General features: G+C 36.7%; 12 protein-coding genes, 6 tRNA genes and 3 rRNA genes. 17 read left to right on the forward strand and 4 right to left on the reverse strand.

Features of this window, described 5'->3' with window-relative positions; all coding sequences use genetic code 11:
* Positions 1 to 3: 3 nt before the first annotated feature.
* From LG295_RS04230 to glmM, 17 genes are all read left to right on the forward strand, one after another.
* Positions 4 to 687, forward strand: coding sequence for a PAQR family membrane homeostasis protein TrhA (locus tag LG295_RS04230; RefSeq protein WP_107531626.1), 684 nt, complete (start codon positions 4 to 6; stop codon positions 685 to 687).
* Positions 688 to 923: 236 nt separating this feature from the next.
* On the forward strand, positions 924 to 2264 hold the full coding sequence (gene sdrM / locus LG295_RS04235) for a multidrug efflux MFS transporter SdrM (RefSeq protein ID WP_107558849.1): 1341 nt from the start codon (positions 924 to 926) through the stop codon (positions 2262 to 2264).
* Positions 2265 to 2422: 158 nt separating this feature from the next.
* On the forward strand, positions 2423 to 2881 hold the full coding sequence (locus LG295_RS04240) for a SepA family multidrug efflux transporter (protein WP_107531979.1): 459 nt from the start codon (positions 2423 to 2425) through the stop codon (positions 2879 to 2881).
* Positions 2882 to 3124: 243 nt separating this feature from the next.
* The gene (locus LG295_RS04245; RefSeq protein ID WP_404476502.1) at positions 3125 to 4189 is read left to right on the forward strand and encodes a P-loop NTPase; all 1065 of its coding nucleotides are present in this window, start codon (positions 3125 to 3127) and stop codon (positions 4187 to 4189) included.
* A 503-nt stretch (positions 4190 to 4692) separates the two neighbouring features.
* Positions 4693 to 6245 (forward strand): 16S ribosomal RNA (locus LG295_RS04250).
* Positions 6246 to 6532: 287 nt separating this feature from the next.
* Positions 6533 to 9455, forward strand: a 23S ribosomal RNA gene (locus LG295_RS04255).
* Between the two features lie 79 nt (positions 9456 to 9534).
* Positions 9535 to 9649 (forward strand): 5S ribosomal RNA (gene rrf / locus LG295_RS04260).
* Together the 16S, 23S and 5S rRNA genes with 6 tRNA genes alongside form the textbook arrangement of a ribosomal RNA operon.
* 11 nt (positions 9650 to 9660) lie before the next feature.
* A tRNA-Asn gene (locus LG295_RS04265) sits at positions 9661 to 9735 on the forward strand.
* Positions 9736 to 9738: 3 nt separating this feature from the next.
* Positions 9739 to 9810, forward strand: a tRNA-Glu gene (locus LG295_RS04270).
* Between the two features lie 10 nt (positions 9811 to 9820).
* Positions 9821 to 9896 (forward strand) — tRNA-Val (locus tag LG295_RS04275).
* 18 nt (positions 9897 to 9914) lie between these two features.
* Positions 9915 to 9998 (forward strand) — tRNA-Tyr (locus tag LG295_RS04280).
* 4 nt (positions 9999 to 10002) lie between these two features.
* Positions 10003 to 10077, forward strand: a tRNA-Gln gene (locus LG295_RS04285).
* Between the two features lie 3 nt (positions 10078 to 10080).
* A tRNA-Lys gene (locus LG295_RS04290) sits at positions 10081 to 10153 on the forward strand.
* Positions 10154 to 10474: 321 nt separating this feature from the next.
* Positions 10475 to 11380, forward strand: coding sequence for an arginase (gene rocF, locus LG295_RS04295; RefSeq protein WP_325999694.1), 906 nt, complete (start codon positions 10475 to 10477; stop codon positions 11378 to 11380).
* Between the two features lie 268 nt (positions 11381 to 11648).
* A complete protein-coding gene (gene cdaA / locus LG295_RS04300) occupies positions 11649 to 12455 on the forward strand; it encodes a diadenylate cyclase CdaA (RefSeq protein WP_017722031.1) in 807 nt (268 codons plus the stop codon).
* 1 nt (position 12456) lies between these two features.
* The gene (locus LG295_RS04305) at positions 12457 to 13389 is read left to right on the forward strand and encodes a YbbR-like domain-containing protein (protein WP_107558529.1); all 933 of its coding nucleotides are present in this window, start codon (positions 12457 to 12459) and stop codon (positions 13387 to 13389) included.
* A 28-nt stretch (positions 13390 to 13417) separates the two neighbouring features.
* Positions 13418 to 14773: a phosphoglucosamine mutase gene (gene glmM / locus LG295_RS04310; RefSeq protein ID WP_325999693.1), complete on the forward strand. Its 1356-nt coding sequence runs from the start codon at positions 13418 to 13420 to the stop codon at positions 14771 to 14773.
* A gap of 189 nt (positions 14774 to 14962) precedes the next feature.
* On the opposite strand, the gene LG295_RS04315 is transcribed toward glmM, so the two are convergent.
* Genes LG295_RS04315 through LG295_RS04330 form a run of 4 tightly spaced genes read right to left on the reverse strand, consistent with a single transcriptional unit; the run spans position 14963 to position 20117 of the window.
* Positions 14963 to 16066 carry a mannitol-1-phosphate 5-dehydrogenase gene (locus LG295_RS04315; protein ID WP_318832713.1) on the reverse strand — a complete coding sequence of 368 codons (1104 nt, stop codon included), beginning with the start codon at positions 16064 to 16066 and terminating at the stop codon, positions 14963 to 14965.
* Positions 16066 to 16500 carry a PTS sugar transporter subunit IIA gene (locus LG295_RS04320; RefSeq protein WP_017722036.1) on the reverse strand — a complete coding sequence of 145 codons (435 nt, stop codon included), beginning with the start codon at positions 16498 to 16500 and terminating at the stop codon, positions 16066 to 16068. The genes LG295_RS04315 and LG295_RS04320 overlap by 1 nt, the downstream gene beginning before the upstream one ends.
* Positions 16501 to 16506: 6 nt before the next feature.
* A complete protein-coding gene (locus tag LG295_RS04325; protein WP_325999692.1) occupies positions 16507 to 18537 on the reverse strand; it encodes a BglG family transcription antiterminator in 2031 nt (676 codons plus the stop codon).
* Positions 18538 to 18578: 41 nt separating this feature from the next.
* Positions 18579 to 20117, reverse strand: coding sequence for a PTS mannitol transporter subunit IICB (locus LG295_RS04330; RefSeq protein WP_107530963.1), 1539 nt, complete (start codon positions 20115 to 20117; stop codon positions 18579 to 18581).
* Positions 20118 to 20743: the final 626 nt, after the last annotated feature.

Here is a 20743-nt window from a genome sequence, read left to right on the forward strand (position 1 = left end):
CTGTTGTCTCAATCAATAAAAGCTGATGATAATAAAGTAGTTAAAACATTTAAAGATATTGTACCTTTAACATTTGGTGAAGAAATAGGCAATGCAGTATCTCACGGTGTAGCAGCTTTTATAGCGTTATGTGCGCTACCTTATGCTGCCATCTTAAGTTTTCTGAACTTTGGTATAATGGGCGCTTTTAGTGTTTCTGTTTATGTTATAAGTATATTTTTAATGTTTATTTCATCGACGGTTTATCATTCGATGCCAAACAAATCATCACATAAATTCATTTTGCGTATAATTGACCATAGTATGATTTATGTTGCAATCGCTGGTACATATACTCCAATTTGTTTAGCTTTAGTTGGGGGCTGGATTGGTTGGTCAGCAATGATTGTATTATGGGGAATAACGATTTGGGGTATTTTATACAAATCACTAGCTAAAAATGTTAATCATAAATTAAGTTTAATTATGTACCTTGTAATGGGGTGGGTTGGTGTATTATTCTTGCCTAAAATTATTTTTGATACATCCCTTACATTTATGCTATTTATACTGTTTGGTGGTATTGCATACACAATAGGTGCTTGGTTTTATGCACAAAAGGATAGACCATATTTTCATATGATTTGGCACTTCTTTATTGTGATTGCTTCAGTATTCCATTTTATAGCAATTATATATTTTATGTAGGTTTTATTTATGCCGGCAATATCATTAGATATTGTCGGCATTTCTGTGCATTTAGTCATTTTCCAAATATTTAATTATGCAATTAGACAATAAGGTAATAGTAGTTATAAATTATTAAAAGGCATAAAAAATTTGTTTGGCATAAAGTAAAGCAAAGATATTGAACTTAGAAATAAATAATGATTAAGTAGAAATTAATATAAATTTTAAGAAGGTAAGAGAGTTGAGAATAATACATGAATATAAAATCATTAGGCATTGTAGTTGCACTTATTTTAATAATGTTTATGTCAGCAATTGAAACTTCCATAGTTTCTTTAGCTTTACCAACAATTAAAACGGATTTAAATGTAGCATCATCCATTTCACTCATATTTGCAGTTTATTTTATTGCAATAGTCATTGCCAATCCAATTGTAGGTGAACTGTTAGAACGCACAAAAATTATTTACATAACTTTATTAGGACTTTTATTATTTACAGTAGGAAGTTTGCTATCTGGGCTAAGTGACACTTTCACTCTGTTAATTGTGTCTCGTTTTATTCAAGGATTAGGTGCTGGGGTTATGATGGCTTTAAGCCAAATCGTACCAAAGTTAGCCTTTGAAATTCCATTACGTTATAAAATTATGGGCACGGTAGGAAGCGTTTGGGGTATTTCAAGTATTATTGGTCCAGTGTTAGGGGGAGGCATTTTAGAATTTGCAACTTGGCATTGGTTGTTTTTTGTAAATATTCCTATTGCAATCATAGCAATGATACTTGTTATATTTACATTTCATTTTGAAAATGAAAGTACAACAGCTAAAAATAAATTAGATATAAAAGGTTTAACTTTATTTTACGTTTTTGTATTTTTCATAATCTTTACAGTTATGAATAAGTCCAACCTATATTTAAATATAGCTTCAATGGTTATAGCAATAGTAGTAGCAATCATACTATATAAAAATCAGAAGAGAGTAAAAACGCCATTTGTACCAGTTAACGAGTTTAATAAAATGATTGTTTTAATATTCTTTACTGATTTTGCTTATGCGATTATATTAATGGGATATAATTTATATATGCCAATCTATTTACAAGAAGATATTGGATTATCACCGTTACAAAGTGGATTTGTTATTTTCCCGATTTCATTTGCATGGTTAATTTTAAATTTTTCACTTGATAAAATCGAAGCCAAAATGTCGAGAAAAGCATTGTACATCAGTGCATTTACATCATTGATAATTTGTGGGATATTAGTATTTATTGGAACAGAATCTCCAATTTTTATCGGGTTTAGCTTATTATTAGCTGGTATTAGTTTCGGGACCGTTTATACTAAAGATAGTGTGATTACCCAAGAGGAAACATCGCCAGCAAATATGAAACGTATGATGTCACTCTATACATTAACGAAAAGTTTAGGAAATTCTATAGGATCTACAATTATGGGATACGTGTATGCCTTATCGTTTACTTTTATTAGCGTTCACATACACAACGTTATTATTTTAAGTTTAGTAATACTCGTCACGCTCATTTTATTATGGTTATGCGCATTTAAAGAGAAAACAGTAACAACTGAGTAACAATGTATATACATTAAGCTCATTTTGATATTATGTGAAAGTTACTACTTATATCTATGTTTTTTGTACAAGGTGGGTATAATGGTAATATAAATAATGAGTGGAGAATATCGTTTACACATATTGTAGATAAATCGAGAAAGGGAGGACAGTAAGCAATGAAATATATTAGATATTTATTTACAACGCTTATTGTACTTTCTGTATTTATAGTATCTGGCGCCATCTTCTTAACATTTCTAGGTTTTGGCTTATATGGGTTAAGTAGAATTTTAATATATTTTCATTTGGCGTACTTTGGTTATAATAAAAGTTTTTACGATAATTTAATTTACTATGGTAGTTATATCGTATTAGGCTATTTTAATTTATTTATTATAGAAAACTTAATGGATTACTTTAGGAAAAAAATACCTGAAAATCCCTATTTTCAAGGAACAACATACCATTTGATTACATTTACAGTAACGACCTTACTATTTTATTTTATAGTGCATATTCATTATGCATATATTAACATTGATTTCTGGGTGATTGTCTTAATCATTGGCATTTTGTTTATATGTAAGGAAATCTTTTATCCAGATAGCGAAAATCTTAATGATAAGCACAAATAGTATTTTTGTTATACACAGAAGGTAAAAATATTTGCCGAGTAAATATGAATTGAAATGTGTCGGTGGATATAAGCAATATTAAATCAAAGCAGCTAGTTCATTATTCTTATATGTAAGAATAATTTGAGCTAACTGCTTTTTTATTCTTTATATTAAATTTATACTAAGTATAAACAATTTAAAGCATAGTCAAAGTTTATTTGTTAGAATATAAGTGATAATGAAATAAGAGGGGGACGCTTTGTGTTAACGATAAAGCAAGTTAAAGAACTTGTTGGAGAATTAAAGGATCCAATAATTGATGTACCATTAAAAGAAACAGATGGAATTATCGAAGTAAGTATTAAAGAAGAAAAAGAACATGTAAGTGTTAAAGTGGCAATGGCTCAATTAGGTGGCCAACCACAACTAGACTTGCAAATGGCAATTGTAGAAGTACTTAAAGAAAATGGTGCGAATACAGTTGGTATTCGATTTGAAGAGTTACCATCAGATGTTGTAGAGCAATATCGCGGTTCAGGGGAAGAACAAAATCAAACAATAGAAGGTTTGCTTTCAAAAGATAATCCGGTTGAATTTATCGCGATTGCCTCAGGTAAAGGTGGCGTTGGTAAATCTACGGTAGCAGTCAACTTAGCAGTATCTTTAGCAAGAGAAGGTAAAAAAGTTGGACTTGTAGACGCCGATATTTACGGTTTTAGTGTTCCCGATATGATGGGGATTGATGAGAAACCAGGTGTTCAAGGAAAAGAAATCATACCTGTTGAACGTCATGGAGTTAAAGTAATATCTATGGCATTTTTTGTTGAAGAAAATGCACCAGTTATATGGAGAGGACCAATGCTCGGTAAAATGCTTACAAACTTTTTTGTTGAAGTAAGATGGGGAGATTTAGATTATCTTATTCTAGATTTACCACCTGGTACGGGAGATATTGCATTAGATGTTCATACGATGTTACCTTCAAGTAAAGAAATTATTGTGACTACACCACATCCAACAGCAGCGTTTGTTGCTGCAAGGGCTGGAGCAATGGCAAAGCATACTGAACATTCTATTTTAGGAGTAATTGAAAATATGTCTTATTTCCAAAGTAAAGAAACTGGGAATAAAGAATATGTATTTGGTACTGGTGGAGGGGAGAAACTTGCAGAAGAACTGCAAACTGATTTATTAGGACATCTTCCACTAGAACAACCATCATGGAACCCTAAAGACTTTGCACCTTCTATATATCAAACTGATGATAGACTTGGAGAAATATACCAATCGATGGCACAACAAATTATTGAAAAGACTAGTAAATAAGTTTTTTTTAGTAGTGGACAGAATTTAATTTAAATTCTGTCCACTTTTCTATTGCTTTTTTTCTGAATGATGGTAGAATAGTTTCTTGTGACAAACATTTGATTTCGCAAGCGTGAATTCAAAAAATAATTAGATTAAAATTGTTGTTGACTTTTATAGATAGAATTGATATTATATAAAAGTCGTCAAAAACGGCAAACAAATTATTTAAATTAATTATAAAAAGTGTAAAAAATATACTTGCATTAATAAGAATAATAATTTAATATTGTTACAGTAATGTTAATTGATTATTAAAAAATAATATTTCCTTGTTGACAAAACGTTGAACAAGATGTTAACATTGTATAGCAACTATTAATTGAATGAAGAAATGAACATTGAAAACTGAATTGCAATATGTCAACGTTAATTCCGAACACAACATTAAATTGTTGGTTCAAAACAAGTGTTAGAGATAACACAAATTAGTATTTTATGAGCTAATCAAACATCATAATTCATTTATGGAGAGTTTGATCCTGGCTCAGGATGAACGCTGGCGGCGTGCCTAATACATGCAAGTCGAGCGAACAGATAAGGAGCTTGCTCCTTTGACGTTAGCGGCGGACGGGTGAGTAACACGTGGGTAACCTACCTATAAGACTGGGATAACTTCGGGAAACCGGAGCTAATACCGGATAACATTTGGAACCGCATGGTTCTAAAGTGAAAGATGGTTTTGCTATCACTTATAGATGGACCCGCGCCGTATTAGCTAGTTGGTAAGGTAACGGCTTACCAAGGCGACGATACGTAGCCGACCTGAGAGGGTGATCGGCCACACTGGAACTGAGACACGGTCCAGACTCCTACGGGAGGCAGCAGTAGGGAATCTTCCGCAATGGGCGAAAGCCTGACGGAGCAACGCCGCGTGAGTGATGAAGGGTTTCGGCTCGTAAAACTCTGTTATTAGGGAAGAACAAATGTGTAAGTAACTGTGCACGTCTTGACGGTACCTAATCAGAAAGCCACGGCTAACTACGTGCCAGCAGCCGCGGTAATACGTAGGTGGCAAGCGTTATCCGGAATTATTGGGCGTAAAGCGCGCGTAGGCGGTTTCTTAAGTCTGATGTGAAAGCCCACGGCTCAACCGTGGAGGGTCATTGGAAACTGGGAAACTTGAGTGCAGAAGAGGAAAGTGGAATTCCATGTGTAGCGGTGAAATGCGCAGAGATATGGAGGAACACCAGTGGCGAAGGCGACTTTCTGGTCTGTAACTGACGCTGATGTGCGAAAGCGTGGGGATCAAACAGGATTAGATACCCTGGTAGTCCACGCCGTAAACGATGAGTGCTAAGTGTTAGGGGGTTTCCGCCCCTTAGTGCTGCAGCTAACGCATTAAGCACTCCGCCTGGGGAGTACGACCGCAAGGTTGAAACTCAAAGGAATTGACGGGGACCCGCACAAGCGGTGGAGCATGTGGTTTAATTCGAAGCAACGCGAAGAACCTTACCAAATCTTGACATCCTTTGAAAACTCTAGAGATAGAGCTTTCCCCTTCGGGGGACAAAGTGACAGGTGGTGCATGGTTGTCGTCAGCTCGTGTCGTGAGATGTTGGGTTAAGTCCCGCAACGAGCGCAACCCTTAAGCTTAGTTGCCATCATTAAGTTGGGCACTCTAGGTTGACTGCCGGTGACAAACCGGAGGAAGGTGGGGATGACGTCAAATCATCATGCCCCTTATGATTTGGGCTACACACGTGCTACAATGGACAATACAAAGGGCAGCTAAACCGCGAGGTCATGCAAATCCCATAAAGTTGTTCTCAGTTCGGATTGTAGTCTGCAACTCGACTACATGAAGCTGGAATCGCTAGTAATCGTAGATCAGCATGCTACGGTGAATACGTTCCCGGGTCTTGTACACACCGCCCGTCACACCACGAGAGTTTGTAACACCCGAAGCCGGTGGAGTAACCATTTATGGAGCTAGCCGTCGAAGGTGGGACAAATGATTGGGGTGAAGTCGTAACAAGGTAGCCGTATCGGAAGGTGCGGCTGGATCACCTCCTTTCTAAGGATATATTCGGAAACATCTTCTTACGAAGATGAAATAGGAATAACATTGACATATTGTATTCAGTTTTGAGTGCTCATTGGAGTATTCATTGCATTTTTTGTACATTGAAAACTAGATAAGTAAGTAAAATTTATGATTTTACCAAGCAAAACCGAGTGAATTAGAGTTTTTTAACAAGCTTTGAATTCAAAAAGAAATAATCGCTAGTGTTCGAAAGAACACTCACAGATTAATAACATTTTGGGTTTTCAACCGACTTGTTCGTGTTGAAAGTCAAAAAAGATTAAGTTATTAAGGGCGCACGGTGGATGCCTTGGCACTAGAAGCCGATGAAGGACGTTACTAACGACGATATGCTTTGGGGAGCTGTAAGTAAGCTTTGATCCAGAGATTTCCGAATGGGGAAACCCAGCATGAGTTATGTCATGTTATCGATATGTGAATACATAGCATATCTGAAGGTAGACGCGGAGAACTGAAACATCTTAGTACCCGCAGGAAGAGAAAGAAAAATCGATTCCCTGAGTAGCGGCGAGCGAAACGGGAAGAGCCCAAACCAACGAGCTTGCTTGTTGGGGTTGTAGGACACTCTATACGGAGTTACAAAAGAATAAACTAGACGAATCATCTGGAAAGATGAATCAAAGAAGGTAATAATCCTGTAGTCGAAAGTTTGTTCACTCTTGAGTGGATCCTGAGTACGACGGAACACGAGAAATTCCGTCGGAATCCGGGAGGACCATCTCCCAAGGCTAAATACTCTCTAGTGACCGATAGTGAACCAGTACCGTGAGGGAAAGGTGAAAAGTACCCCGGAAGGGGAGTGAAATAGAACTTGAAACCGTGTGCTTACAAGTAGTCAGAGCCCGTTAATGGGTGATGGCGTGCCTTTTGTAGAATGAACCGGCGAGTTACGATTTGATGCAAGGTTAAGCAGTGAATGTGGAGCCGTAGCGAAAGCGAGTCTGAATAGGGCGTTGAGTATTTGGTCGTAGACCCGAAACCAGGTGATCTACCCATGACCAGGTTGAAGTTCAGGTAACACTGAATGGAGGACCGAACCGACTTACGTTGAAAAGTGAGCGGATGAGTTGTGGGTAGCGGAGAAATTCCAATCGAACCTGGAGATAGCTGGTTCTCTCCGAAATAGCTTTAGGGCTAGCCTCAAGTGATGATTATTGGAGGTAGAGCACTGTTTGGACGAGGGGCCCTTATCGGGTTACCGAATTCAGACAAACTCCGAATGCCAATCAATTTAACTTGGGAGTTAGAACGCGGGTGATAAGGTCCGTGTTCGAAAGGGAAACAGCCCAGACCACCAGCTAAGGTCCCAAAATATATGTTAAGTGGAAAAGGATGTGGCGTTGCCCAGACAACTAGGATGTTGGCTTAGAAGCAGCCATCATTTAAAGAGTGCGTAATAGCTCACTAGTCGAGTGACACTGCGCCGAAAATGTACCGGGGCTAAACATATTACCGAAGCTGTGGATTGTCCGTAAGGACAATGGTAGGAGAGCGTTCTAAGGGCGTTGAAGCATGATCGCAAGGACATGTGGAGCGCTTAGAAGTGAGAATGCCGGTGTGAGTAGCGAAAGACGGGTGAGAATCCCGTCCACCGATTGACTAAGGTTTCCAGAGGAAGGCTCGTCCGCTCTGGGTTAGTCGGGTCCTAAGCTGAGGCCGATAGGCGTAGGCGATGGATAACAGGTTGATATTCCTGTACCACCATTATTCGTTTTAAGCGATGGGGGGACGCAGTAGGATAGGCGAAGCGTACTATTGGATTGTACGTCCAAGCAGTAAGACTGAGTGTTAGGCAAATCCGGCACTCTTAAGGTCAAGCTGTGATGGGGAGAGGAAATTGTTTCCTCGAGTCGTTGATTTCACACTGCCGAGAAAAGCCTCTAGCTAGAATTGTGGTGCCCGTACCGCAAACCGACACAGGTAGTCAAGATGAGAATTCTAAGGTGAGCGAGCGAACTCTCGTTAAGGAACTCGGCAAAATGACCCCGTAACTTCGGGAGAAGGGGTGCTCTTTAGGGTTAACGCCCAGGAGAGCCGCAGTGAATAGGCCCAAGCGACTGTTTATCAAAAACACAGGTCTCTGCTAAACCGTAAGGTGATGTATAGGGGCTGACGCCTGCCCGGTGCTGGAAGGTTAAGAGGAGTGGTTAGCTTCTGCGAAGCTACGAATCGAAGCCCCAGTAAACGGCGGCCGTAACTATAACGGTCCTAAGGTAGCGAAATTCCTTGTCGGGTAAGTTCCGACCCGCACGAAAGGCGTAACGATTTGGGCACTGTCTCAACGAGAGACTCGGTGAAATCATAGTACCTGTGAAGATGCAGGTTACCCGCGACAGGACGGAAAGACCCCGTGGAGCTTTACTGTAGTCTGATATTGAAATTCGGCACAGCTTGTACAGGATAGGTAGGAGCCTGAGATGCGTGAGCGCTAGCTTACGTGGAGGCGTTGGTGGGATACTACCCTCGCTGTGTTGGATTTCTAACCCGCACCATTTATCATGGTGGGAGACAGTGTCAGATGGGCAGTTTGACTGGGGCGGTCGCCTCCTAAAGAGTAACGGAGGCGCTCAAAGGTTTCCTCAGAATGGTTGGAAATCATTCATAGAGTGTAAAGGCATAAGGAAGCTTGACTGCGAGACTTACAAGTCGAGCAGGGTCGAAAGACGGACTTAGTGATCCGGTGGTTCCGCATGGAAGGGCCATCGCTCAACGGATAAAAGCTACCCCGGGGATAACAGGCTTATCTCCCCCAAGAGTTCACATCGACGGGGAGGTTTGGCACCTCGATGTCGGCTCATCGCATCCTGGGGCTGTAGTCGGTCCCAAGGGTTGGGCTGTTCGCCCATTAAAGCGGTACGCGAGCTGGGTTCAGAACGTCGTGAGACAGTTCGGTCCCTATCCGTCGTGGGCGTAGGAAATTTGAGAGGAGCTGTCCTTAGTACGAGAGGACCGGGATGGACATACCTCTGGTGTACCAGTTGTCGTGCCAACGGCATCGCTGGGTAGCTATGTATGGACGGGATAAGTGCTGAAAGCATCTAAGCATGAAGCCCCCCTCAAGATGAGATTTCCCAACTTCGGTTATAAGATCCCTCAAAGATGATGAGGTTAATAGGTTCGAGGTGGAAGCATAGCGATATGTGGAGCTGACGAATACTAATCGATCGAAGACTTAATCAAATTTTAAATGTTTTGTTTTGGTTAAATCATATTTTACTTACTATCTAGTTTTGAATGTATAATTTCATACATTTCATTGTCTGGTGACAATGGCAAAGAGGTCGCACCTGTTCCCATGCCGAACACAGAAGTTAAGCTCTTTAGCGCCGATGGTAGTCGGACTTACGTTCCGCAAGAGTAGGACGTTGCCAGGCAATTAAATTATTCCACAGTAGCTCAGTGGTAGAGCTATCGGCTGTTAACCGATCGGTCGTAGGTTCGAGTCCTACCTGTGGAGCCATATGGCCCCGTGGTCAAGCGGTTAAGACACCGCCCTTTCACGGCGGTAACACGGGTTCGAGTCCCGTCGGGGTCATTACATATTTGGAGGATTAGCTCAGCTGGGAGAGCATCTGCCTTACAAGCAGAGGGTCGGCGGTTCGAACCCGTCATCCTCCACCATTTTTAATTGAATAGTACGGAGGGGTAGCGAAGTGGCTAAACGCGGCGGACTGTAAATCCGCTCCTTCGGGTTCGGCAGTTCGAATCTGCCCCCCTCCACCATTTATGGGCTATAGCCAAGCGGTAAGGCAATGGACTTTGACTCCATCACGCGCTGGTTCGAATCCAGCTAGCCCAGCCATTAGAGCCATTAGCTCAGTTGGTAGAGCATCTGACTTTTAATCAGAGGGTCAGTGGTTCGAGCCCACTATGGCTCACTAGTAAGCACTTCTCAGAAGAGAAGTGCTTTTTTGTATATAAAATTATATTTCACTTGTATAAAGTGATCATCTAAGCATGAAGTACTTCCTTTATAGTTTAAACTTTAAATAAATTTTGTTTTTTTTATTTATACATTTTACTGTCTAGTCAAATAATAAAAATCGATACTAAAAGGGTTTGTTTTGAATGATAAATCACTATATTGATTTTATATGTAAAAAGACTGAAATGAAGAGAAAATGCTGTTTTAACAACGCTTGAAATGTTCATGTCTTTAGATTATTCTAGAAACATATAACAACAAAGGGGTTTTAAAAATGAATAAAACAGTAGAAATTATTGGAGTACCAGCAACATTTGGACAAAGGAAATTAGGGGTAAACCTTGGTCCAGATGCGATTCGATACGCTGGAATTGAAGACCGTATTAAAGCAATTGGCCTATCTGTTAAAGATTCTGGTAACATTGCAGTACCTAAATTAGATTTAGAAAAGTTCAATTCAGAGCAAGACGGCTTACGTAATATAGAAGAAATCATAGAAACATCAAATATATTAAGCGATGCGGTATCAAATAGCATTGAACAAAATCATTTTCCACTTGTACTAGGGGGAGACCATTCAATTGCAATTGGTTCTATATCAGGTGTCAGTAAGCATTATGAAAACTTAGGTATGATTTGGTATGATGCCCATGGCGACTTAAATGTCCCTGAAGAATCACCTTCAGGAAACATTCATGGCATGCCGTTACGTGTGCTTGCCGGTGATGGTGATGAGCGTTTGGTTAATATTTCTGATTATTCACCTAAAGTTAAACCTGAAAATATTGTGCTTATTGGTATGAGAGATTTAGATGAAGGCGAAAGACGCTACATAAAAGAACATAATATTAAAACGTTTACGATGGCTGAAGTTGACAGGTTTGGTATTAAACAAGTGATTGAAGAAACAATTGCTTATTTAAAACCTAAAACAGATGGTATTCATTTGTCACTTGATGTTGATGCCTTAGATCCTGTTGAAACACCAGGAACAGGCACTAGAGTTCTTGGAGGTTTAACGTATAGAGAAAGTCATTTTGCATTAGAGTTGTTACATAATTCTAATCTCATTACTTCCATGGATTTAGTGGAGGTTAATCCACTAATCGATCATAACAATGATACGGCAGAGCAAGCAGTAGGTTTAGTAGGTAGTTTCTTCGGGGAAACATTACTATAATTCAGATGAAATTATGTCAATAACATAGAGACATAGGCCAAGTACTTAGCTAAAATGTAATATTGGAATAGTTGACTGGTAGCAGAATGTATTGCTTAAGTATTGTGTCAGTCATTTTTGTTGGGGCGGGATTATGAAATCTTATTTTTAAATAAGATTTCAGTTTCGCTCCTTTTGATTTTGCTAAATATTTAAATACTAAATATGACAGTTGGTGTTATGATTGGTATAATATATAACATGGGAACAGATAACCGGAGGAGATGTTATGGAATTATCCAACTTTTTTGATAACTGGAGTACAGTTAAAATAATTGCAAGTGTACTCGATTTACTCATAGTATGGTACGTACTTTATCTTCTCATTACAGTTTTTAAAGGTACTAAAGCCATTCAACTATTAAAAGGTATTGTTGTAATAGTTATTGGTCAACAATTGAGTAAAATGCTGAACTTAACAGCTACATCCCGTCTTTTTGATTTAGTGATTCAATGGGGGGTATTAGCGCTAATCGTGATATTCCAACCAGAAATTCGCCGTGCTTTGGAACAACTTGGTAGAGGTAGCTTATTTAAACGTTATTCAACGAATTTAAATAGTGATGAAGGCAAGTTAATATCTTCTGTGTCAAAAGCAGTACAATATATGGCTAAACGTCGTATAGGTGCATTGATTGTATTTGAAAATGAAACAGGGTTACAAGATTATATTGAAACAGGCATAGCAATGAATTCAGAAATATCACAAGAACTATTAACAAATGTTTTTATACCAAACACACCATTACATGATGGTGCAATGATAATTCAAGAGAATAAGATTGCTAGTGCTGCGAGTTATTTGCCTTTATCTGATAGCGCTAAAATTGCTAAAAGTTTAGGGACAAGACATAGAGCTGCAGTAGGTATATCAGAAGTATCAGATGCTTTTACTGTTATCGTTTCAGAAGAAACTGGGTCTATTTCTGTTACTTTTGATGGTAAATTAAGAAAAGATATTTCAAACGAAGCATTTGAAGAATTATTAGCTGAACATTGGTTTGGTACACACTTTCATGAGAAAGGTGTGAAGTAATATGTTAGAAAGTAAATGGGGATTAAGATTAATCGCCCTTGTGTTAGCTCTTGTGTTTTTCTTATCAGTTAACAATATGTTTGGAAATATATTTAATGCTGATAACTTAGGCCAAAAATCTTCTGAAACGATTCAGGAAGTACCGGTGCAAGTTAAGTATAATAATAAATCATTATACGCGAGTGAAGTGCCTGACAAAGTTGATGTAGAAATTTCAGGACCTCAATCACAGGTTTTAAAAGCTGAGAATGGTGAAAATATTAAAGCAGTCTTAGATTTAAGTGGTGAAAAAGCAGGAAAACATACGACGCAATTCCAGGTCAATGGATTGAATAAAGACATTGACTATAGTGTTAAACCGAAAGAGGCTACTGTAAATCTTGAAGAGCGTGTGAGCAAAACATTAAAAGTAGAACCGGATGTAAGTAATAATGACTTAGATTCAGACTATAAAATTAGTGAGCAAAGCGTTTCACCAGAGACAGTTAAAGTGACTGGTGGACAAGACCAAATTGATAAAATAGCATATTTAAAAGCAACATATAAAAACAAGAGTAAAATTGCTAAAAATACTACAGATGTAGCAAAAATTACTGCATTTGATAGAAATCTTAATAAAATTGACGTTTCAATACAACCGAATGAGGTTAACTTAAGCGTTAAGGTAGAAGACTATAGTAAAAAAGTTAAAGTAAAAACAAAAGCAGTAGGATCATTATCAAATGATCGTGAATTAGACAATATAAGTTTAGAAGATGAAGAAGTAGAAATTTATGGTAATAAAGATGATTTAGAGGATATTGATGAAATTACTGCAAATGTAAATTTAGATAATATCTCAGATACTACTGAAAAAAATGTGAAGTTTAAAGTACCTAAAGATGTGACAAAAGTTAATCCAAGTGGTACTACAGCAAAAATTACAGTTAAATAGATTTGTATAAATAAAGGAGATATAAATAATGGCAAAATATTTTGGTACAGATGGCGTAAGGGGAGTAGCAAATAAAGAATTAACACCTGAACTTGCGTTTAAACTAGGGCGCTATGGTGGCTATGTGTTAGCACACAATGAAGGTGAGAAGCACCCTAAAGTACTAGTTGGTAGAGATACTCGTGTTTCAGGAGAGATGTTAGAATCTGCTTTAATTGCAGGACTCATTTCCATCGGTGCAGAAGTTATGCGTTTAGGCGTTATTTCAACGCCAGGTGTAGCATACTTAACACGAGAAATGGAAGCCGAATTAGGTGTCATGATATCTGCTTCTCATAACCCAGTTCCAGACAATGGTATTAAATTCTTTGGTTCTGATGGCTTCAAATTATCAGATGATCAAGAACAGGAAATAGAAAAATTATTAGACCAAGAAAATCCTGATTTACCTCGACCTGTTGGCGAAGATATTGTACATTACTCTGATTATTTTGAAGGTGCACAAAAATACATTAGCTATTTAAAATCAACTGTTGATGTGAACTTAGATGGAATGAAGATTGCATTAGATGGTGCAAATGGTTCTACATCTTCTTTAGCACCGTTTTTATTCGGTGATTTAGAGGCTGATACAGTGACAGTTGGCTGTAAACCAAATGGTTATAATATTAATGAAGATGTTGGATCTACACACCCTGAGACATTAGCTAAAGAAGTTGTCGAATCAGAATGTGACTTTGGTTTAGCTTTTGATGGTGATGGTGACAGACTAATTGCAGTAGATGAAAAAGGTAATATTGTAGATGGTGACCAAATCATGTTTATTATTGGTCAAGCGATGAGCAAAAATCATGAGTTAAATAATAATATGATTGTTTCTACTGTAATGAGTAACTTAGGGTTCTATAAAGCTTTAGAAAATGAAGGTATCCAATCTAACAAAACTAAAGTTGGAGATCGCTATGTTGTAGAAGAAATGAGAAGAGGTAATTACAATTTAGGTGGAGAACAGTCAGGCCATATTGTATTAATGGATTATAATACGACTGGAGACGGTTTGTTAACAGGTGTTCAATTAGCTAGTATTATAAAAATGACTGGTAAAAGTTTAAGTCAACTTGCAAGTCAAATGAAAAAATATCCACAATCATTAGTTAATGTTCGTGTAACAGATAAATATCGTGTGGAAGAGAATATTGATGTGCAAGAAATAATGACTAAAATAGAAGTAGAAATGAATGGTGAAGGTCGTATTTTAGTAAGACCTTCTGGAACTGAACCATTAGTGCGAGTGATGGTCGAAGCATCAACTGATGAAGATGCGCAGCGTTTTGCCAATACAATTGCTGATGTAGTTCAAGATAAAATGGGATTAGATAAATAATTAGTATTTAAATTTAACCAAGACCTAAATATTTAATTCAAGTAGCCCAGCACATCGTATTTATAGGATGTGTTGGGTTATTATCATAATGGTTTTAATATATATAAAAACACCCCTTAGGTGAAGCGCCACCTAAGGGGTGTTTATGTTCTGAGCCATTACTATTGTAATAGTAACGGTTTCTTACATTTATAATACATTGTATGCTTGAACGATTTCTTGAGTTAATTGTTCATCTGTTTTAGCAAACTCTTTTAAGAATGCTTCGAGACCATGTTCTTGAATATAATCATTTTTTTCTACTGTTTCTTGATCATTGGTATCATCATATTTTAATAACAAAGCAGCAGTTTTAACTAATGCATCATGTTTTAAATTATTTTGATATAAGTAATTTAACGGTTTAATGATTCTATCTTGTGGTCCGATTTTACGCATAGTACCTCGTCCTACACGTGTAACTTCATCTGATAAGTTTGGATTTTTAAAACGCTCAATAATTTTTTCGACATATTGAGCTTGTTCGTTTTCGTTAAAATCAAACTGTTTGGTAATGTATTGGCTTGTTTCTTTAAGAACACGTTCTAAATCATGTTTAATGTCTGCATCATTAACTGCATCTAGAATAGTTGGTTGACCAAAATATCTACCTGCATAAGCAAGGTATGCATGGCCAGTGTTCACTGTAAGTAACTTACGTTCAATGTATGGAGTTAAATTATCTACATATTTAATATGGTTAAGTTCTGGACCAAACCAAGCGTCTTTTTCAATTACCCATTCATAGAAAGGTTCAACGACAACATCTAAAAGATTATCATTGGTTTGTAATGGAACAATACGATCAACTGCAGAATTAGCAAAATGAATGTGTTCAGGTAGTGGGCCTGTAATATCTAAAATTGCTTTTTCTAAAGTATTGGTTGCCATAATTGCATTCTCACAGGCAACGATATTAACAGGTGTTTCTTTTTCTGTTAAATAAGGCGCAAACGATTTTGCGATTATAGGCAAGATGTTGACACCAACTGCAGTTGTAATTAAATCGGCTTCTAATACTGCTTGTTTTAAACTTTCTGAAAGCGCACCAGAGTTAATAGCATCTACATTATGCACACGTGTTGTTGTTTTAGCTTCATCAGCTAAAATGACATCGTATTCATGATGTTGATCCAAAGCAGTGATGATTTCAGTATTAACATCTGCAAAAGTTACTTTTATATCATTATCAGCAAGAATATATCCGATAAAACCTCTACCTATATTTCCAGCACCAAAATGTAAAGCTTTCATTATGCGTCAGCCTCCTCAAAGACTTGTTTGATTTCCTCTGCTGATGAAGCTTGAATAATACGTTCTACATTTTCTTCTTCGCTAAACGTAATAGCTATTTTAGAAAGTAAGTCTAAATGTTCACCATCTTTACCTGCAATACCTACGACAACTTTAACAACTTCACCGTCCCAGTCAACGCCTTCAGGTATTTGAATTAAAGTTAAACCTGATTTTAAAACACTCGCTTTAGCCTCATCAGTACCGTGAGGGATAGCTAAGCCATTGCCCATAAATGTTGTTACTACTTGCTCGCGATCTTTCATTGCTTGAATATATGCTTCTGTTACAGCACCACTTGATACTAAAGCTTGGCCTGCTTTTTCAATTGCTTCGTTTTGATCTTTAACTGTTTGGTTGATAAAAATGTTTTCATTGCTAAATAATTCGCTCATTTTGCTTCACTCCATATTTAATAATTTTTGTAATTGCATAAGATAACTTTGCTTAAGTAATGCTTGAAGTTGTTCTGGTTGTTCCATAAATCCATCAATATTATCTAGATGTTCGACCAATTTTCCTGAAATATCACTTACAAGTTGTGCCATTGTATCATCAGGAGGAACGAACATGCTTAACAAATATCTCACGGAAAGATTGTCATTTTGATTACTATTAAGCAAAATCGGCTCATTTAAAATAGTTATTAATATAAAAGGTTTTTTAATAATCTCACTTTTTAAATGAGGAATTGCGATTGGATAAGGATCTAAAACAAACCCTTGTCGATCCATGTGTTGCTTAATCAGTTCAGCGAATGACTGGCCTTTCGTGATGATTTGATGTTCCAATAATGTGTTGGTTAAATAAGTTGTCCAGTTCGAAACGGAAGTATAATCTACATTTACAGAATCAATGATTTCTAGTCCTTTTCTGATGTATGTTAATTTTTCTTCAGGATTTAAAATGTTACTATGATTCGTTTCATATATTTGAATCTTTGGTTGTTTATGCTGTGTGTTTAAAAACGCTGATACGTGATTTACATCTGCGTCAGGCAGTAAAGGATTTACCGTAATATATGGTAAAGCGATATCTAAATCTACAGTGGAAATAATCGCATCAAATTGTGTAGCATCAATATCATTTAAATCACCAACTGATGCTTGAGTAGTATTTTGTATATCACTAAATGTTTGTTGTAACCGTGTTGCCAGTAATCTACTGGTTCCAATACCACTACTACATACTACGAGTACATTGTAAAAGGCGCTATTTTGATTTTGTAAAGCACCACCAAAATGAAGCACAATAAATGCAATTTCACTATCTGGAAAATTAAAATCTGGCCAGGTTTGTAGTAAGGCACGATGAACACTTTCAAATAGCCGTGGGTACTTATGTTGAATCATTTCAGTTAATGGATTGTAAGTTTCAATATTAGCTTTTAAACGGTTAATTGCTGGTATAATGTGCAACTTTAATCCTTCGCTAAGCGTTTTAAAATCTTTGAATGATTGTTGAGAAAAGTGTGAAACAGAATGAATAAATCTTTCAATCTTTGATTCATCTTTACTATCTTTAAATACTTCGGCAGATTCTTTACGTTTCGCACCTCTAAGGTGAATAGTGATAAAAGTCACTTCAGCTTGGTTAAACTGGACACCATAAATATGTTCAAGGTGTAAAGCAAGGGCCTTTGCTACCTCGTGTTCAAAAGAATCTTTAACACTGTTATAAATGTCGTCATTTAAAGCTACATATTGATTATTAAGCATTCGTTCAATACTTAAGACAATGTGTACAGTTAAGGTTAAATAACTTGATTCTGTTAAAGAGTAGGGAAGTTGACCTAAGTGGTCCATTAAAATACGTTCAATCTGAAATATTTTGTCCATATCAACCATTGCCAATTGTGACTGGTTAATAGATTGATATACAAAATGATTTTCGATAACTGAATAGACACTGGTGCTGTTTAGATTATTGACCATCAACTGGCTTAATAGTTCACGTTTTTTTGATTCTGCACCATGTAATTGAATACCTTCACCACGTTTTTTTTGTAGTGTTAATTGGTATTGTTCAAGTTCTGTATCTAATTCATCTAAAAGTTTTGCTAATGTTTGATTAGAGACACCGATTTCTTGTGCTAAAACGTATTGTTTAATAGGAGTATTTGTTTGAATCAAAGCATATAAAATAATTACTTTTTGTTCTTCTTGTGATAAATCTATGGTATTTTCATTTAATAATGCATGTTTTAGTGAATTTAATGCCATCTCCGTCGTTTTCAGTTGTATACCTTTTTTGGTAACTCGTTCAAGCTCGATATCAAATGTTGATAAAAAAGATTCAATAGATTTTAATTCCCTATGAATAGTACGAGAGGATACAGCTAGATGTTGAGCAATGTCGTAAATAGTGACATATTGACCGTGATATTTAATTAACATTTCGATAATTTCTTTTTCACGTGTACTCAAAAACATAGCCATACCCTCCAGTATTGTTCTATATAGTGATTGTTTAATTATTTAAGATTTTCAAGTAATTCATCATATCTAGGTGAATTTAAGAAATTATCAACTGAGATATGAATTGCATTTGGTACTTGTTTAATCGCTCTATCAGTAAGTTTCTTTTGTGTAATAACGAGTTGTGCATCGCTTGGTAATTGATTGATTGCAGTATTTGTTACATCTACGTCTTGTATATCAGCTTTTTTAAATTTATTGCGTAGCATGCTTGCACCCATAGCGCTCGATCCCATACCAGCATCACAAGCGAATATGACATGGTTTACTTTACTATAATCATGAGCATCTACATTTTCAGTATCGTAATTGTCTAATAAATCTTCTTCAGATTGTGTGTCTGTACTATCTGTATCAGCAGTGGTTGCAGTAGCAGCACCAGTTGTTGAAGTTGTATTACTATCTTCATTCCCTTTTAACTTAGAAGATACACTTGATTTTTTCCCTTTTGAAGCTTCCATTTTTTCAGTAGCAGCTTCTAGGTCTTCTTCAGGCTCTTTTGTGAATTTTAAAATAATCGCAGCAACGATAAATGAAACAATTGCTGCAAGTAATACACCGATTACCATGTGTAAAAATTCACCCTTAGGCGCGTTTAACATATAAACGATGAATGATCCTGGTGAAGCGGGACTCTTGAATCCAAAATCAAGTAGAGAATATGTTGCTACACCAGTCATACCACCTAAAATGACAGCTATGAATAATAAAGGACGCATTAACACGTATGGGAAGTAAATTTCGTGAATTCCACCTAAGAAGTGGATAATACCAGCACCATATGATGTTGCTTTAGCTGTCCCAGTACCGAAAATCATATAAGCGACTAAGATCCCCAGACCTGGACCAGGGTTAGATTCTATTGTGTATAGTATTGATTGTCCTGCAGAAGATGCTTGGTCTGCACCAAGTGGTGTAAACACACCGTGATTAATTGCATTATTTAAGAATACAATTTTAGCAGGTTCTACAATAATACTTACTAGTGGTAGTAAATGTGCATGCACTAAAGCTTCTACAGCTAAAGATAAAACATGCATAATAAATTCCATTATTGGAGCTAATATTTTAAATCCAACAATTGTCATAATGAAACCTAAAATACCAGCTGAGAAATTATTGAATAACATTTCAAATCCTTGTGGTGTTCTTGGTTGTATAAATTCATCAGTTTTCTTCATTAACCAACCAACGAGTGGTCCCATAATCATAGCGCCAAGTAACATTGGCGTATCAGGTAAAGCAACGATGACACCCATAGTTGCTACAGCTGCGATAATACCTCCACGCATTTCATGTATTAAACGTCCACCACTATAAGCAATCAGTAATGGTATTAAATATGAAATCATAGGTCCAGCCAATTGGCTTAAATCTTTATTTGGCCACCAACCACCATCTATAAATATAGCGGCGATGAAGCCCCATGCGATAAAAGCGCCGATGTTTGGCATAATCATACTACTTAAAAATGATCCGAACGCCTGTACCTTACGACCTATCCCATTATTTTCTTTAGTCTCTGTTTGTGACATATTATTGCACCTCTTTTTCTCTTTTTATTTATAACTTAATTGTAGGTGGCAATAATGAATTAAACAATGTAAACTAATTTCAAATTTGTCACACTGTCTTTGACAATTATGACAATGTAGAAATAGACTATTACTGCCTGCTTTACAACTAAGAAATAACATAAGCAATGATTAAATATATTATGAATATAGGAAATTATTATAAAGATCATATGGTTACTGCAAGTACTTAGGTTATGCTGAGGAAGCATTGTTAATATCAAAGAAAGCACGATACTTTTAACTAATGCTCAACTCTATTTTTGTGTTTGTAAATTTATTGTTAATAAATTGTTTGCATTACAGATGAATAACATTGTACAATTAATGTTATTGAGAGGAAGGAGGAAAGTTAGAGTTTTAGTCAATTAAAGCGCCTGTACAAATGATGAGGTTACGTATTAACAATTTAAGTTTTAAAACAGAAAGCTTAATAGGTATGTTAATCGAAGTTTGTAGACGAGGAGGATAGTTATCGAACCATCGGCGGATGCTATCCCGGATGTGGCTCATTCGTGAACTTATTAAGGAAAACATTAGGGCAACCTAGTGCACAAAGTTAATAAGATAGCCAAAATTAAATAACT

Source organism: Staphylococcus pseudoxylosus, from assembly GCF_044794325.1.
Taxonomy (GTDB): Bacteria; Bacillota; Bacilli; order Staphylococcales; family Staphylococcaceae; genus Staphylococcus; species Staphylococcus pseudoxylosus.